This is a genomic window from Streptomyces atroolivaceus (genome assembly GCF_000717025.1).
Taxonomy (GTDB): Bacteria; Actinomycetota; Actinomycetes; order Streptomycetales; family Streptomycetaceae; genus Streptomyces; species Streptomyces atroolivaceus.
The window spans coordinates 22835-38848 of the sequence record NZ_JNXG01000017.1 but is presented as its reverse complement, the minus strand read 5'-3'; the positions used below and the strand labels follow the sequence as shown (position 1 = coordinate 38848).

The 16014-nt window shown below is 71.9% G+C and carries 12 protein-coding genes and 1 pseudogene; 7 read left to right on the top strand and 6 right to left on the bottom strand.

From position 1 onward, the window contains the following. Positions 1 to 135 precede the first annotated feature (135 nt). Both OO67_RS27140 and fxsA read left to right on the top strand, forming a co-directional pair. A complete protein-coding gene (locus OO67_RS27140) occupies positions 136 to 903 on the top strand; it encodes a polyprenol monophosphomannose synthase (protein WP_033304239.1) in 768 nt (255 codons plus the stop codon). A gap of 71 nt (positions 904 to 974) precedes the next feature. Next, positions 975 to 1502: pseudogene (fxsA, locus tag OO67_RS27135) on the top strand (FxsA family membrane protein); the annotation flags it as partial. 2 nt (positions 1503 to 1504) lie between these two features. Here fxsA and OO67_RS37235 read toward each other — a convergent pair. The 4 genes from OO67_RS37235 to yczE all read right to left on the bottom strand — a co-directional run bounded on the left by OO67_RS37235 (position 1505) and on the right by yczE (position 4993). Then, positions 1505 to 1879, bottom strand: a complete 375-nt coding sequence (locus OO67_RS37235) for an RNA polymerase-binding protein RbpA (RefSeq protein WP_078598328.1) — start codon at positions 1877 to 1879, stop codon at positions 1505 to 1507. Between the two features lie 264 nt (positions 1880 to 2143). Further along, positions 2144 to 3508 (bottom strand): MFS transporter, encoded by a 1365-nt coding sequence (locus OO67_RS27130; protein WP_033304237.1) that lies wholly within the window; start codon positions 3506 to 3508, stop codon positions 2144 to 2146. A 46-nt stretch (positions 3509 to 3554) separates the two neighbouring features. Further along, the gene (locus OO67_RS27125) at positions 3555 to 4328 is read right to left on the bottom strand and encodes a glycerophosphodiester phosphodiesterase family protein (protein WP_033304235.1); all 774 of its coding nucleotides are present in this window, start codon (positions 4326 to 4328) and stop codon (positions 3555 to 3557) included. Next, a complete protein-coding gene (gene yczE / locus OO67_RS27120; protein ID WP_033304233.1) occupies positions 4325 to 4993 on the bottom strand; it encodes a membrane protein YczE in 669 nt (222 codons plus the stop codon). Before yczE ends, OO67_RS27125 begins: the two co-directional genes overlap by 4 nt. A 101-nt stretch (positions 4994 to 5094) precedes the next feature. On the opposite strand from yczE, the gene OO67_RS27115 reads away from it, so the two are divergent. Next, positions 5095 to 6594, top strand: a complete 1500-nt coding sequence (locus OO67_RS27115) for an SCO1417 family PLP biosynthesis transcription factor (RefSeq protein ID WP_033304232.1) — start codon at positions 5095 to 5097, stop codon at positions 6592 to 6594. 81 nt (positions 6595 to 6675) lie between these two features. Here OO67_RS27115 and OO67_RS27110 read toward each other — a convergent pair whose 3' ends face one another. Further along, the gene (locus OO67_RS27110; protein ID WP_033304230.1) at positions 6676 to 8301 is read right to left on the bottom strand and encodes a membrane protein; all 1626 of its coding nucleotides are present in this window, start codon (positions 8299 to 8301) and stop codon (positions 6676 to 6678) included. A gap of 37 nt (positions 8302 to 8338) precedes the next feature. Further along, positions 8339 to 8533 carry a hypothetical protein gene (locus OO67_RS27105; RefSeq protein ID WP_033304229.1) on the bottom strand — a complete coding sequence of 65 codons (195 nt, stop codon included), beginning with the start codon at positions 8531 to 8533 and terminating at the stop codon, positions 8339 to 8341. A 322-nt stretch (positions 8534 to 8855) separates the two neighbouring features. Between OO67_RS27105 and OO67_RS27100 the strand changes: the two genes are divergently transcribed. The 4 genes from OO67_RS27100 to OO67_RS27085 all read left to right on the top strand — a co-directional run bounded on the left by OO67_RS27100 (position 8856) and on the right by OO67_RS27085 (position 16004). Then, a complete protein-coding gene (locus OO67_RS27100; protein WP_033304228.1) occupies positions 8856 to 9248 on the top strand; it encodes an ankyrin repeat domain-containing protein in 393 nt (130 codons plus the stop codon). A 242-nt stretch (positions 9249 to 9490) separates the two neighbouring features. After that, positions 9491 to 10909: a hypothetical protein gene (locus OO67_RS27095; protein WP_033304227.1), complete on the top strand. Its 1419-nt coding sequence runs from the start codon at positions 9491 to 9493 to the stop codon at positions 10907 to 10909. A 177-nt stretch (positions 10910 to 11086) separates the two neighbouring features. Beyond that, positions 11087 to 12217: a glycosyltransferase family 4 protein gene (locus tag OO67_RS27090; protein WP_033304225.1), complete on the top strand. Its 1131-nt coding sequence runs from the start codon at positions 11087 to 11089 to the stop codon at positions 12215 to 12217. A gap of 172 nt (positions 12218 to 12389) precedes the next feature. Then, complete coding sequence (locus OO67_RS27085; protein WP_033304224.1) at positions 12390 to 16004, top strand: hydantoinase B/oxoprolinase family protein; 3615 nt, start codon at positions 12390 to 12392, stop codon at positions 16002 to 16004. The last annotated feature ends 10 nt before the right edge of the window (positions 16005 to 16014 follow it).

Below are 16014 nucleotides of genomic sequence, written 5' to 3'. Positions count from 1 at the left end.
TCCGCAGCGCTGTCCTTCTGTCCGCAGTTCCATGCATCTGTCCACGCGGCGTACGCCGCCCCATGACCGCGTCGGAGCCCTCCCGCGGCCTGCTGGATATGGTGTGCACCTGCGTACGGACTTTAAGGGGCAGTAGTGAACGACGGCGGTCAGAGGCAGTTCGGCCCGCTCGGCAGAGTCTTGGTGATCATTCCGACCTACAACGAGGCCGAGAACGTCGCACTCATCGTCGCCCGGGTGCGCGCCGCCGTTCCGGAGGCGGACATCCTCGTCGCCGACGACAACAGCCCCGACGGGACCGGCAAGGTCGCCGACGAGCTCGCGGCCGGCGACAGTCAGGTCCACGTCCTGCACCGCAAGGGCAAGGAAGGGCTGGGCGCCGCCTACCTGGCCGGTTTCCGCTGGGGTTCCGAGCACGACTACGGCGTTTTGGTCGAGATGGACGCGGACGGCTCGCACCAGCCCGAGGAACTGCCCCGCCTCCTCACCGCCCTGAAGGGTGCCGATCTTGTCCTCGGCTCGCGCTGGGTGCCCGGTGGCCGGGTGGTCAACTGGCCCAGGCACCGCGAGATGATCTCGCGCGGCGGCAGCCTCTACTCCCGGATGCTGCTGGGCCTCTCGGTGCGTGACGTCACCGGCGGTTACCGGGCTTTCCGCACCGGGACCCTGGACGGTCTCGGTCTCGACGAGGTTGCCTCGCAGGGCTACTGCTTCCAGGTCGACCTCGCCCGGCGGGCGGTCGAGGCGGGCTATCACGTCGTCGAGGTGCCGATCACCTTCATGGAGCGCGAGATCGGCGACTCCAAGATGAGCCGTGACATCCTCGTCGAGGCCCTTTGGCGGGTGACGGGCTGGGGGATCACCGGCCGGGCCAACAAGGTACTGGGCCGCAAGGCCCCCTGACCGGTTCCGTCCCGCAGCCCCTTGATCACCCCCTTACGCCGCTTGCACGCCCGTGCAGGCACACTGGGGGCATGACGACCGGCACACCGCCTCCGAACCGTCCAAGGCGCTCACGCGCCCGTACCGTCCTGCCGCTGGGCGTCGCCGCCTGGCTGGTGCTGGAGATCTGGCTGCTGACCGTCGTGGCCGGTGCGGCGAACAGCTTCACCGTGCTGCTGATCCTGGTCGCCGGCGCGGTGCTCGGTGCCGCGGTGATCAAGCGGGCAGGGCGCAGGGCCTTCCGCAACCTCACCGAGACCCTCCAGCAGATGCCGGGCCAGCCCGGCGCTCCCGCCACCCCGGCCGCGACCCCGGCCGGCAGCAAGGGCAACGGCTTCCTGATGCTGGGCGGCCTGCTCCTGATGATCCCCGGCGTGATCTCCGACGCGGCGGGACTCCTGCTCCTGCTGCCCCCTGTCCGCTCGGTGCTCGGACGCCACGCGGAACGCTCCCTCGACCGCCGGATGAGGGCGGCGACGCCCGGTGGCCTCTCGGACGCCTTCCAGCAGGCCCGTGTTCTGTGTCGCGGCCCGCGGCTCTTGATCGGTGCGGTGATACGCGGTCAGGCAGACTTCCTGCTGTCCCGCGGGTGCACGGCGATGTTCATGGCACCGGAGCGCAGAACCGCCAGCCTCTCGGCCAGCACCTCCTCGAGCTCCTCACGTGTACGCCGCTCCATGAGCATGTCCCAGTGCGTACGCGCAGGCTTGCCCTTCTTCTCCTCGGGGCCGTCCCCGTCCACCAGGAGTGCCGTGGCGCCGCACGCCTTGCACTCCCACTCCGCCGGAATTTCCGCCTCTACCGAGAACGGCATCTCAAATCGATGTCCGTTCGGGCATGCGTACTCCACCGCCTGGCGCGGGGCCAGATCGATGCCGCGGTCCGTCTCGTAGCTGGTAACCACGAGTCGCGTACCGCGGAGAGCTCGCTCACTCATGAATCGTGCCTCCCGGGCTTGTCGCCCACAGGACAGGTGTCGCTGTCGTCGTCATCCGGTCAACGTCCGGTCGGCGGTAAAGATTCCCGTTGCCGGTCATGCGTCGCCCGTCGTGCCGCTGCTTGGTCTGGGTTTACTACCCACCGGTGCCCGGTTTGTCACCTTTGGTGGAAGATGTCACCCAACGGTTCACCTTCTTCCACACGCAGTAACGGTCCGCCGGGCAGACCAAAGGCGTACACTACCGGCCTTTCACTTCAACGTCTAAATCCGGTCCGGCACGGGATTGCCCGCGGCGGCCACCGCGGCACGCACGGGGACCCTCGCCAGGAGCACGGAGCCGAGTGCGAAGAAGAGCACCAGGGACAGGATCGCGTCCCGGTAACTGCCGGTGAGCTGGTAGCCGAGACCGAAGACCAGGGGCCCCAGCCAGCTGAGTCCCCGGTCGCTCATCTCGTAGGCGGAGAAGTACTCCGCCTCCTTCCCGCGCGGGATCAGGTGGGAGAACAGCGACCGGGAGAGGGCCTGGCTGCCGCCCATCACCAGGCCGATCGCGGCCGCCAGGGTGTAGAAGAACACGGGCGCGCCGGCGGGCAGCACGTACGCCGCGGCCAGGATCAGCGTCCAGACCGCCAGCGAGGCGAGAATCGTGCGCTTCGCCCCGTACAGCCGGGCGAGTCGCCCCATCCCCAGCGCCCCCGCCACCGCGAGCACCTGTACGAGCAGCACCGCGGTGATGAGGGTCGTCTGGTCGAGGCCGAGCTCCTCGGAGCCGTACAGCGAGGCCTGGGAGATCACCGTCTGGATGCCGTCGTTGTAGACCAGATAGGCGAGCAGGAAGGAGAGCGTCAGCGGGTGACGGCGCATGTCGCGCAGTGTCGCCAGCAGCTGCCGCCAGCCCGGACCGACCGCGCCGTCGCCGCCGGGCGCCACCCGGCTGTCACGCAGCCGCCGCAGCGGTACGAGGGCGAAGGCGCCCCACCACACCCCGGCCGAGGCGATGCAGATGCGGACCGCGTCGGACTCGGACAGCCCGAAGGAGTCGTGGCCCGTGTAGAGGACCAGGTTCAGGACGAGGACGAACGCGCCCGAGGTGTACCCGAAGGCCCAGCCGCGCGAGGAGACCGCGTCGCGTTCCTCCGGGGTGGAGATCTGGGGCAGGTACGCGTTGTACAGGGCCATCGACACGGAGATCGAGGCGTTCGCGACGATCAGCAGGAAGGCCCCCAGCAGGTAGCGGTGGCCCTCCAGGAAGAACATGCAGGCCGTGGCCGTCGCACCTGTGTACGCGGCCGCCGCGAGCAGGGGCTTCTTGCGTCCCGTGCGGTCCGCCGCCGCGCCGACGACCGGCATGACGATCACGGCCACGACGATGGACACCGATACGGCGTACGCGAAGAGGGAGCCCGCCCGCACGGGTATCCCCAGTGGATGCACGAACCCGTCCGCGTCGGCGGCGGCCTTGGCTATCGAGGTCAGATAGGGGCCCAGGAAGACCGTGAGGACGCTGGTGGAGTACACCGAGCAGGCGAAGTCGTAGAAGTACCAGCCGTGTTGCTGGCGCCTGCGTTCGGCGGCCTCGGCCGGCTGCCCGGCCGGGTCCGCGGTCCCTGCGGTACCGGTGCTCACACCGCGTCCCCTCGTTCTGTCCGCGCCGGCGCGGCCGTCCCGGGCGTCAGGCCCAGGCCCCCCGCCCGCTCAGTACCGTGCGCAGCGTCTCGATGTGATCGGTCATGATGCCATCCACCCCGAGGTCCAGGAGCGCCGCCATCCGCTCCGGTTCGTTGACCGTCCAGACGTGGACCTGCAGGCCGCGCGCGTGTGCCGTGCGGACGAAGCTCCGGTCGACGACCCGGACGCCGTTCTGGCTCTCCGGGACCTGCGCGCAGACCGCGCCCGCCCGGAGCGCCGCCGGGATGCCGTACGAGCGCAGCCGCAGGCCGAGTACGCCGCGTACCCCGTAGGAGGTGGCCAGGCGCGGGCCCGCGAGGCGGTGGGCCCTGGCCACGCGTCCCTCGGAGAACGACCCCACGCACACGCGGTCCCAGGCGTCGGTCCTGCGGATCAGGTCGACGAGCGGGGCGAGGGCGGGCTCCGCCTTGATGTCCACGTTCCAGCGGGCGTCCGGGAACTCCTCCAGCAGCTCCTCGAAGAGCGGCAGCGGCTCGCTGCCGGCCACCCTCGCCCGGCTCACCTCGCTCCAGGGCAGCCCCGCTATGCGCCCCCGGGAGTCCGTCACCCGGTCCAGGGTCGGGTCGTGGAAGGCGACCAGGCGGCCGTCCGCCGTGGCGTGCACATCGGTCTCGAAGTAGCGGTAGCCGACGCCCGCCGCACGCCGGAACGCCGCTGCGGTGTTCTCCATGCCGTCCGCCGCTCCGCCGCGGTGGGCGAAGGGAATCGTCGAAGGGTGGTCCAGATAGGGGTGGCGCCCCGAGGTCGCTGCGGTCACCGCGGAAGTATCGCCCCTCGCGGTGTCCGCCCGGCAACGGCCACGGTGCGGGCGCCGGGCGCGGGAAGGTCGAAGAAGCGCAGGAAGAACTGGGCGAGCGGGCCGATGGCCAGGGCGTACAGGACCGTGCCGGCCCCGAGGGAACCGCCGAGGAGGAAACCGGTCACGACCACGGCCACCTCGATCGCCGTACGCACCAGCCTGATGGAGCGCCCCGTGAGGCGGTTCAGGCCCGTCATCAGACCGTCACGTGGCCCCGGTCCGAAGCGTGCGGAGATGTACAGGCCGGTTGCGGCGCCGTTGAGCACGATGCCCGCGGCCATCACCGGGATCTGCGCGCCGAGGCCGTGCACGTCCGGTACGAGGGCGAGCGTGCCGTCCATCGCGATACCTACGGCGAATACGTTGGAGACCGTGCCGAGCCCCGGGCGCTGCCTGATCGGGATCCACAGGAGCAGGACGACCGCTCCGACGATGATCGAGACGACCCCGATGGAGATCCCGGTCCGCTCGGCGAGCCCCTGGTGCAGCACGCCCCACGGTTCGAGCCCGAGCCCGGCACGGACCAGGAGCGCAGAGCTCGCCCCGTACAGGGCCAGTCCCGTGTACAGATGCGTCAGCCGCCGGGTGAGCCGCGTTCCGCTCCGGGCGGTGGTCTCGGTCAAGTGGTTCCCCCTGTGTGGTGGTGGTGGACTGTCGCGTGTCACTCTGTGGCAGGGGATTGGCCACCAACTATGGCCAATCCGAGGAAGGTGGACTGATTTACATGGCGCAGTGGACTTCGACCGTGGGTGCGGCACAGCTCGCTCGCCAGCTCCAGGGCCAGCAGGAACGCCCCCTGGCGCCCGGCGGGCGCAAGCCGCCCGCCTACCGGGCGCTCGCCGACGGTGTGCGGCTGCTCGTCCTGGAAGGCCGGGTACCGGTCGCCGCGCGGCTTCCCGCCGAGCGGGAGCTCGCGTTGGCCCTGTCCCTCAGCCGGACCACCGTGACCGCCGCGTACGAGGCGCTGCGCGCGGAGGGTTTCCTGGAGTCGCGCCGCGGAGCCGGCAGCTGGACCGCGGTCCCGGCGGGCAACCCGTTGCCCGCCCGGGGCCTCGAACCGCTGCCGCCGGAGTCCCTCGGCTCGATGATCGACCTGGGATGCGCCTCGCTGCCCGCCCCGGAGCCGTGGCTGACCCGGGCCGTCCAGGGCGCGCTGGAGGAACTGCCGCCGTACGCCCACACGCACGGCGACTACCCGGCCGGTCTTCCCGCGCTGCGGCAGATGATCGCGGACCGCTACACCGGGCACGGCATTCCCACGATGCCCGAACAGATCATGGTCACCACGGGGGCGATGGGCGCCATCGACGCCATCTGCCATCTCTTCGCCGGGCGCGGTGAGCGCATCGCGGTGGAGTCCCCGAGCTACGCCAACATCCTCCAGCTCATGCGGGAGTCGGGCGCCAGGCTGGTGCCCGTGGCCATGGAGGAGGGCCTCGGCGGCTGGGACATGAACCGCTGGCGACAGGTGCTGCGGGACGCCGCGCCCCGGCTCGCCTATGTCGTCGCCGACTTCCACAACCCCACCGGGGCCCTGGCCGACGAGCAGCAGCGTCGTGCTCTGGTCGAGGCCGCCCGGTCGGCGGGCACCGTCCTGGTGGTCGACGAGACCATGACCGAGCTGCATCTCGACGCGGACGTCGAGATGCCGCGCAAGGTCTGTGCGTTCGACCCGGCGGGCAGCACCGTCCTGACCGTGGGATCCGCGAGCAAGGCGTTCTGGGCCGGCATGCGGATCGGCTGGGTGAGGGCGGCGCCGGACGTCATCCGCAGCCTGGTCGCGGCACGCGCGTACGCCGACATGGGGACGCCGGTGCTGGAACAGCTCGCCATCAACTGGCTGATGGGGACGGGCGGCTGGGAACAGGCCGTGGCGGTCCGGCGTGAGCAGGCCCGCGAGAACAGGGACGACCTGGTGCGGGCGCTGCGCCGGGAGCTCCCGGAGTGGGAGTTCGAGGCGCCGCGTGGCGGTCTCACGCTGTGGGTGCGTACCGGCGGGCTCTCCGGCTCCCGGCTGGCCGTGGCCGGCGAGCGGGTCGGCGTCCGCGTCCCGTCGGGGCCCCGGTTCGGGGTCGACGGGGCCTTCGAGGGCTACGTGCGGCTGCCCTTCACCGTGGGCGGCCCCCTGGCGGACGAGGCGGCGCTGCGGCTGGCCGCTGCCGCCGCACTCGTCGCTTCCGGGGCGAGCGCGGGAGCCGAGGCGCCCCGGACCTTCGTGGCCTGAGGCGCCCGGCTTTCGTGGCCTGAGGCGCCCGGCTTTCGTGGCCTGAGGCGCCCGGCTTTCGTGGCCCGAGCTGACCGGGCCTCAGCCCTCCGCGACGGCCGGTGTCTTGACCAGCCGGTCCAGGTGCTCCGGCACGGGCTCGTCGACCGTTTCCGGGGCGGCCTCCGGCGACGCCTCCGGTGCGGCTCGCTCCTCCGCCGGGCCGCCACCGGGCAACAGGCCGAGTACCGCCTGCCGTTGCGCCTCGCTCGTGGCGTCGTCGTGCGGGTCCGGGGTGGACGGTACCTGCAGTCGCATGACGGGCCCGTTGCCCAGCCGGGCGTAGCCGCGGCCCGGCGGGACCTCGGTGACCGGAGTGGTGTGCGGCTGGACTCCCAGGACCGCCTCGACCTGGTCGCGGTCCGCGGGGCCCAGCACGGCACGTGCCCTGGTGTGGGTCCGTACGGTCTCCGTGAGGGCGTCGAGGCTGTCGAACTGGTCCGCGACGACGACCGTCACCCCGGCGGCGCGACCGTGCCGCAGCGGCACCTGGAGGAGTTCCTGCGGATCCTGCCTGCCGTCGGCGGCCGCCAGGTGTCCCAGCGCGCTCGGGCGGTCCAGCAGGATCCACAGGGGGCGCTTGATGTCCTCGGGCTCGGGATGCCCGGCCTGGCGGGCCCGGTTGGCGGCGATGAGCCGCCGCTCCGTCTCGTGCGCCGCCCATTCGAGTGTCGCCAGGGCGCCGCCCAGCCCGCACTCGACGGCCAGTACGCCGTCCCGGCCGGTCAGGAAGCCGTACTCGCCGGTGCCGCCGCCCTCCACGACCAGGATGTCGCCGTGCTGGAGGGCCTGCAGGGCGAGTGAGCGCATCAGGGTCGTGGTGCCGCTGCCGGGGTGGCCGGCGATCAGCAGATGGGGCTCCGCCGAGCGGGCGCCCGTCCGCCAGATCACCGGGGAGGCGTCCCGCGTCCCGTCGCCGTCCTGGACCGGAACGGTGCGCGGGACCGCGTCGGCGTCGGTGAACCCCAGCACGGTCTCGCCGGGCGCGGTGACGAACCGCTGGGCGGCGATGGTGGTGGGAAGCGCGGCGAGCACCGTCATGAGGAGGTGGTTGCTCTCCTCGTCCCAGGAGAAGTGGTATTCACGGTTCCGGCCGGACTTGGCGTGGAGCACCTGCTCGACACGTGCGCGTGACGCGGGATCGCCGTCGTCGAAGTACGCCGGGTAGTTCACCTGGAGCCGGGTGGGACGCCCGTCGGCGTCGAAGGCGAACGAGGTGCCGAACGCCTTCTCCCAGTCGCCGCCGTGGGAGAACAGCGGACTGGGGTCGTCGGACACGGAGAAGTGCGGCACCAGCGCCTCGTACAGCGCCTGGAGCCGTGCGGTCTCCGTCTCGTCGGGGCCGGTCTTCGCGGGGTTCCGCGCGCGCCCCCGCCATGCGGCAGCGCCCATCACCGTGATGAGGGCCAGGAGCGGCCCGTAGGGGATGAGCGCCACCACCAGTACGCATGCCGCGACAAGGAACAGCACGTGTCCGCGCCGGTCCCTGGGCGTCGCGGCCCATCTCTGCCGACCTGCTCCCGCCAGCAGCCGCAGGCCACGGGTGACCGTGATCAGCGGATGGAGGACGTCGGTGGCGTTGTCGGCGGCCGTGCGTGCGATCTCGCGACTGCGGGTGATCGAAGCGCTGCCGCTGCTCAGAATGCGGGGGAGTGGTCGCCGGTCCACGTCGGTCTCCTGAAGAGGTGGGAGCGGTGTCGGAGCGTCAGAACTTGATCCCGCCCAGCATGCCGGCGAGGCTCGCGCCGCCGGCCGTGATGCTCGGGGCGATGGCCGTGCCGGCCAGGTAGAAGCCGAACAGAGCGCAGATGAGGGCGTGGGACGCCTTCAGCCCGTCCTTCTTGAAGAACAGGAAGACGATGATGCCGAGCAGTACCACGCCTGAGATGGAGAGGATCATGAGCGGTTCTCCTGGTTGATGGGGACAGTCACCATGAGTACTTCCAGGATCACAAGATGTACCAATACGATAAAAGGTGCAACTGAGTGAATAGCCTTCCATTTCACTCAACAGATGGGTGGAAAGTGGTCGCCCGGAAGCTCCGTGAGCCGCGCGAGCCCGGTCCCCGCCGGAAAGTGGGCCCGGCGGTGTGTCTTCCGGCTCCGAGGGGCAGGCTGACGACCGCCCCGGAGCAGTACCCTGTCGATTCACTCGTACGGCCCCGGCCGTACCCCCCACCAGGTCGGCAACGGCCGGCGGTCAATGGAAGGCGGCCCCTCCGATGAGCGAAACACCCGACCCCGAGGTGGTCGAGCTGGCGACCAAGGTCTTCGACCTGGCCCGCCGGGGCGAGAGCGACGCGCTCGCCGCCTACGTCGACGCGGGCGTCCCCGCGAACCTCACCAACGACCGGGGCGATTCGCTGCTCATGCTCGCCGCGTACCACGGGCACGCCCCCGCCGTCGTCGCGCTCGCCGACCGCGGGGCCGACCCGGACCGGGCCAACGACCGGGGGCAGACCCCGTTGGCCGGAGCTGTCTTCAAGGGCGAGCGCGAGGTGATCGACGCACTGCTCGCCGCAGGGGCCGATCCGGCCGCCGGAACTCCTTCCGCCGTGGACACCGCGCGCATGTTCGGCAAGGACGACCTGCTGGAACTCTTCGGTGCGCGCTGAGACGCCGTCCGCGCCGCCGGCCGGCCGGTGCGCCGTAAATGTGGTCGCGTCGGCGAAATGGCTGGGTCATCATGACGTCGCGGGTCCGTTTCGGGCCACCGACGAGAGGCAGAGGAAGATGAGCACCAGGCAGAAGACGGCGGTCGGCCGATCATGTTGCTGCGCGGCCTAGGGGATGTCACCCCGGCACATGGAACAGCACAGTCCCGGTTGCGTCGACAGCTTGATGTGAGGCTTTCCCCATGTTCGATCCGTTCATAGCGCCGAGCGGCACACTGCTCGGCCTGCTGCAGAGGGGCCGTGGCGACGGCACGCTCCACGCGCTCGCCGCCCCGCGTCCCGAGGCCCTCGCGGCTCTCAACCACTGCGTCCTGAGCGATCCCCGTCACGACTGGCAGGTCGAGAACCGTTCCCTCTACTACGCGCGGCTCTACCTGGATCTCGACGGTGGCACCGAGGAGATCGAGCGGCACCTGTGGGATCCGGAGGACCACCTCCGGACCGACGACTCACGCACGGGTCTCGCGCTGGCCGTGCTCGGGCACCTCGCCTCCTACGGGCGCGACGACGCCCTCGTACTCCTGCGCCGGTACGCCGCGACCGGGTCCAACTGGGCCTGGGCACTCGACGAACTGGCCCTGCGAGACGACGACGCCGGGCTGCGTTCCCTCGCCGGGGCGGTGCTGGCCCGCTTCCCCGCCACCGCGGAGGGAACCGCCGAGCTGGCCGCCGCCGTGCGGGACGCCTTCGAGCCCCGCCCCTGGCGGCTCTGGGCCGACGACCCGCGCGAAGCGGTCGGCGCCAGGGTCAGGGCGGCGACGGAACAGGGATCGTTCGACCGGTGGCAGCGGCAGATGAGGCCGGGCGGACCTCGCCCCGGCTGGAGCGTCCAGGCCGTCTTCGACTGGGCCCAGGAAGGACTGGAACGCGGCAGCGCCCTCCACGTCCCCGCGGCCCGCTGCCTCTCCGCCGTCGCCGGGACCGAGGACCGCCCCCTGATCATCGAGGCCGCCCGCAGCGGCTCCGAGGGTGCCCGCTGCGCCGCCCTGCACTACCTGGCCGAGGCCCAGGATCCTGCCGTGCTCGACCTGATCGAGCAAGCCGTGACCGGCCCGTCCCGCACCGTCGCCGATGCGGCCGTGGCCGCCTTCGAGCGCATGTGCGGAGAAGCGGCGGTCGACCGGGCCCGGGGCTGGGCCCACCGGCCCGATGCCCTCGGGGCCTCTGCTGCGGGGGTCCTCGCCTGCCGTGGCTCCGTACAGGACGCCCCGCTCGTCCTTGCCGCGCTGCGCGAGGCGGTCAGGGGCGAGGGCCCCGACACCCCGCGCCTGTGCACCCTCGTCGACGGCGCCGGGCGCCTGGGCATCGCCTGTGCCGCGCCGGTACTGCGCCATGTGTACAGGGAGACGTCCTCCTCGCACCTGCGCGGCCGGGCCGCCCGTTCACTGGCGGCCACCGACCCGTCCTTCGCCAGCGGCTTCGCCGTCGAGTGCCTCTGGGACTGCGAGGAGACCACCCGGGAACTGGCCGCACACCACGCGGAGACCGGGGACATCCGGGTCGCCGAACGACTGCGGCGGCTCGCCGCCGACCCGGCCGAAGAGGCCGAGGTGCAGACCGCGGTGCGCAGCAGGATCGGACCGGACGCACCCGCAGTCTGAACCGGCGCTCCGCCTGACCACGGAGCCCGAGGCCGCGCGTCGGGGGCGCGCGGCGCAAACGGCCATGGGGCGTTTCCCCGGGCCGACGGATCTTGCGGCGCAAACGCTCACGGGACGTTCCCCGGGCCGACAGATCCACGTCGGCCAGGGCACGCCCGGCGTGGTGACAACACCCCTATGCGTGTCGTCATCGTCACCGAATCCTTCCCTCCCGACGTCAACGGTGTGGCCCACTGCACCCTGCAGACCGCCCGGCACCTCGCCGCCCGCGGCCACCGGACCCTCGTCGTCGCCCCGGCCGGGGCGAACGCCTCCGCCGGCACCTCGTCCACCGGCGACCCCTGCCCGGTGGTGCGCGTCCCCTCACTTCCTCTGCCCGGCTACCCGCAGGTCCGTGTGGCCCTGCCCGGCCGGAGGCTCGCCGCCGCCCTCATCGGACATCGCGCCGAACTCGTCCACCTGGCCGGCCCGTTCGTCCTCGGCGTACGGGGCATGGCGGTCGCCGCCCGGCTGGGACTGCCCGCAGTGGCCGTCTACCAGACCGACCTGGCCGGCTACGCCCGCACGTACCTGGGTGCGGGCGAGAACGCCGCCTGGCGCCGGATGCGTGCCGTACACAGCGCCGCCGACCTCACCCTCGCCCCCTCCTCCGCCGCGCTGCGCGACCTCACCGACCACGGTGTGCCCCGGTTGCGGCTCTGGCCGCGCGGGGTCGACACCGTCAGGTTCCGCCCCGGTCTGCGCGACGAGGCCCTGCGCCGCGCCCTGGCCCCCGGTGGGGAGAAGATCATCGGATACGCGGGCCGGCTCGCCCCCGAGAAGCACGTCGAACTCCTCGCCGGTGCCTGCTCGCTGCCAGGGGTGCGCGTCGTGGTCGTCGGCGACGGACCGAGCGAGGCAGCGCTGCGCCGGGCGCTTCCCGGCGCGGTCTTCCTCGGCCGGCGCACGGGGGAGGGACTCGCCCGCCTCTTCGCGTCCCTGGACGTCTTCGTGCACACCGGGCCGTACGAGACCTTCTGTCAGACCGTGCAGGAGGCCATGGCCTCCGGGGTCCCGGTCGTCGCCCCGGCGGCCGGGGGGCCGCTCGACCTGGTCGCCCACGGAAGCACCGGGCTGCTGGTGCCACCCCACGACGCGGAGGCGGTACGGGCGGCGGTCGCCGCACTCCTCGCGGATCCGGCGCGGGCCGCGGCTTTCGGGCGGACCGCGCGGGCGACGGTCGAGGGCCGCACCTGGGAAGCCGTCGGAGACCAGCTCCTGGGTCACTACGACGAGGTCCTGGGCGGCCGGACGGCGGTGGCGGCGTGAACGGGCACGGCTGTGCGCCGGCCGCCCGCCGGGCGGGGGTCCCGCCCTCGGTGCCCGCGGGGTGCGGCTCGGACGGCTGGGCACCCGGCCGAGCGGTCACCGACCGAGGTGAGCCCGGAATGCCCCGTACGCCGTTCGTGCGAGGGTTCGTCCGCCGCGCCAGAATGGAGGGATGACCGGACGCTGGGAGTTCTGGATCGACCGCGGCGGCACCTTCACCGACGTGGTGGGACGTGACCCCGGCGGCCGGCTGATCTCCCGGAAGCTGCTGTCGCACGACCCCGGCCGCTACCGTGACGCGGCCGTCGCCGGAATCCGGCTGCTGCTCGGTCTCGGCCCCCACGACCCCGTCCCCGCCGACCGGGTCGCGGGCGTCAAGATGGGCACGACCGTCGCCACCAACGCACTCCTCGAGCGGCGGGGCGAGCCGACCGTCCTGGTCATCACCGAAGGTTTCCGGGACGCCCTGAAGATCGCGTACCAGAACCGGCCGCGCCTGTTCGACCGCCGCATCCTGCTCCCCGAAGCGGTGTACGAGCGGGTCATCGAGGTCCCCGAGCGCACCGAAGCCCGGGGGAAGGTCGTGAAAGCGCTCGACCGCGCCGTCGTGGCGGACCGGCTGAGGGCGGCCGCGGAGGACGGGATCCGCAGTGCGGCCGTCGTGCTCATGCACGGCTACCGTCACCCGGACCACGAGAGAGCGGTCGCGGAGGAAGCCACGCGGGCGGGATTCACCCAGGTCAGCTGTTCCCACGAGGTCAGCCCGCTGATCAGGATCGTGCCGCGCGGGGACACCACCGTCGTCGACGCGTACCTCTCGCCGATCCTGCGCAGGTACGTCGAGGAGGTCGCCGGGGAACTCCCGGGGATCCGCCTCATGTTCATGCAGTCCAACGGCGGGCTGCGTGAGGCGGCGCACTTCCGTGGCAAGGACGCGGTGCTCTCCGGGCCGGCAGGAGGCGTCGTCGGCATGGTGCGTACGTCCGGGCAGGCGGGCTACGACCGGGTCATCGGCTTCGACATGGGCGGCACCTCCACCGACGTCTCCCACTACGCGGGAGAGTTCGAACGCGAGCTCGGGACCCAGGTGGCGGGAGTGCGGATGAGCGCGCCCATGATGAGCATCCACACCGTCGCCGCGGGCGGCGGGTCCGTCCTGCACTTCGACGGCCGGCGCTACCGGGTCGGCCCCGACTCGGCCGGGGCCGACCCCGGCCCCGCCTGTTACCGCCGGGGTGGTCCGCTCACCGTCACCGACGCGAACGTGATGCTCGGCCGCATCCGCCCTGAGCACTTCCCCGCCGTCTTCGGCCCCGGCGGCGACCAGCGGCTGGACGCCGGTCTCGTGGAGGAACGCTTCGGTGAACTGGCCGAGGAGGTCTCGGCCGCCACAGGCAGCGGGCGGACGGCCGCCGAGGTCGCCGCGGGCTTCCTGGAGATCGCCGTGCTGAACATGGCGAACGCCGTCAAGAAGATCTCCGTCCAACGGGGCCACGACATCACCCGCTACGCGCTCACCGGCTTCGGCGGCGCCGGGGGCCAGCACGTCTGCGCCGTCGCCGACGCCCTGGGTGTCGACACCGTCCTCGTACCGCCGCTCGCCGGTGTCCTCTCCGCGTACGGGATCGGTCTCGCCGACGCCACCGCGATGCGCGAACAATCCGTCGAGGCGGGTCTGGAGGACAAGGCGACCGGGGGCCGGGTGCGCGGCATCAGCGACAGCCTCGCGGAGCGCACCCGCGCCGAACTCCGTGCCGACGGCATTCCCGACAGTGCCATCGGCACCCGGACGCGGATCCTTCTGCGCTACGCCGGTACGGACGCCGCGCTGCCCGTCGCCCTCGGCACCGTGGCCGCCATGACCGAGGCGTTCGGCGCAACGCACCGGGCGCGCTACGGATTCACCATGGGCAAGCCCCTGGTGGTCGAGGCCGTCTCCGTGGAAGCCACCGGAACCGCCGCATCGCACACCCCGCTCCAGGCCGGTGCGCGTACGGGGGAAGGACCGGTCCGGCCCCTCGGAACGGTGAGGATGTTCACCGGGGACGGATGGCGGGACGCCGGCCTGTACCGCCGCGCGACACTGCGCGCCGAGGACACCGTGAACGGCCCGGCCGTCGTCACCGAGGACGACGCCACCACCGTCGTCGACCCCGGCTGGAAGGCGACGGCGGGACCGGCCGGGCACCTCGTGCTGCGCCGGACGGAGCCGCGACCCGAACGGACCGCCGTCGGTACCCGGGTGGACCCGGTCATGCTCGAGGTGTTCAACAACCTCTTCATGTCGATCGCCGAACAGATGGGCGTGCGACTGGAGAACACGGCGCACTCCGTCAACATCAAGGAACGGCTGGACTTCTCGTGCGCGCTGTTCGACGCGGACGGCAACCTGGTGGCCAACGCCCCGCACATCCCGGTCCACCTGGGCTCGATGGGCGAGTCCATCAAGGAGGTGCTGCGGCGCAACGGGGGGTCCCTGCGGCCCGGTGACGTGTACGCCGTCAACGACCCGTACCACGGGGGAACACACCTGCCGGACGTGACCGTCGTGACGCCCGTGTTCGACGAGGCCACCGACGGCCAGGAGAGCCGGCTGCGCTTCCTGGTCGCGTCACGCGGTCACCACGCGGAGATCGGCGGCATCACCCCGGGCTCCATGCCCGCCTTCAGCCGTACGATCGAGGAAGAAGGCGTCCTGTTCGACAACTGGCTGCTGGTACGCGACGGAACTTTCCGCGAGGCGGAGACCAGGCACCTGCTCACGGCCGCCGTCCACCCCTCGCGCGACCCGGACACCAACCTCGCCGACCTGCGCGCCCAGATCGCGGCCAACGAGAAGGGGATCACCGAACTACGGCGCATGACGCGCCAGTTCGGCCAGGACGTCGTCGAGGCGTACATGGGTCACGTCCAGGACAACGCAGAGGAGTCCGTACGCCGCATCGTGGCCGGGCTGCACGACGGCTCCTGCCGCTACGAGACCGACAACGGCGCCGTCATCGCGGTGAGCGTGAGCGTGGACCGCGACGCCCGCCGCGCCGTCCTCGACTTCGAGGGCACCTCCCCGCAGCAGACCGGCAACTTCAACGCACCCAAGTCCGTGGTCATGGCAGCAGTCCTCTACGTGTTCCGTACGCTCGTCGAGGACGACATCCCCCTCAACAGCGGCTGCCTGAACCCCCTGGACATCCGCGTCCCGAGGGGATCGATGCTGGCCCCCGTCCACCCGGCGGCGACCGTCGCGGGCAACGTCGAGACCTCCCAGGCCGTCACCGGCGCCCTCTACGCGGCCCTGGGTGTCCAGGCCGAGGGGTCCGGCACCATGAACAACCTCACCTTCGGCAACGACCGGGTCCAGTACTACGAGACCGTCGCGAGCGGCTCCGGTGCCGGTGACGGCTTCGACGGGGCCGACGCTGTGCAGACCCACATGACCAACTCCCGGCTCACCGACCCCGAGATCCTCGAGTGGCGCTACCCGGTGCTGTTGGAGAGCTTCGGCGTACGCGAGGGCAGCGGAGGCACGGGCCGGTGGCACGGGGGCCGCGGGGTCGAACGCCGTATCCGTTTCCTCGAACCCGTCACCGTGGCACTCCTGTCGGGACACCGCAGGGTCCCGCCGTACGGCATGGCGGGAGGCGGACCGGGAGCGCTCGGCGAGCAGTACGTCGAGCGGGCCGACGGCAGGACAGTGACGCCACTCGAAGGCTGTGACACCGCCGAGCTGGGGACAGGGGACGTCCTGGTGCTGCGCACCCCCGGAGGGGGCGGTCACGGTCGCCCGTGACCGGTCGCTT

Excerpts from the sequence above, each read along its gene's own strand:
- OO67_RS37235 (WP_078598328.1), bottom strand. The coding sequence starts at position 1,879 with ATGAGTGAGCGAGCTCTCCGCGGTACGCGACTCGTGGTTACCAGCTAC.
- OO67_RS27115 (WP_033304232.1), top strand. The coding sequence starts at position 5,095 with ATGGCGCAGTGGACTTCGACCGTGGGTGCGGCACAGCTCGCTCGCCAG.
- OO67_RS27105 (WP_033304229.1), bottom strand. The coding sequence starts at position 8,533 with ATGATCCTCTCCATCTCAGGCGTGGTACTGCTCGGCATCATCGTCTTC.
- OO67_RS27100 (WP_033304228.1), top strand. The coding sequence starts at position 8,856 with ATGAGCGAAACACCCGACCCCGAGGTGGTCGAGCTGGCGACCAAGGTC.
- OO67_RS27095 (WP_033304227.1), top strand. The coding sequence starts at position 9,491 with ATGTTCGATCCGTTCATAGCGCCGAGCGGCACACTGCTCGGCCTGCTG.
- OO67_RS27090 (WP_033304225.1), top strand. The coding sequence starts at position 11,087 with ATGCGTGTCGTCATCGTCACCGAATCCTTCCCTCCCGACGTCAACGGT.
- OO67_RS27085 (WP_033304224.1), top strand. The coding sequence starts at position 12,390 with ATGACCGGACGCTGGGAGTTCTGGATCGACCGCGGCGGCACCTTCACC.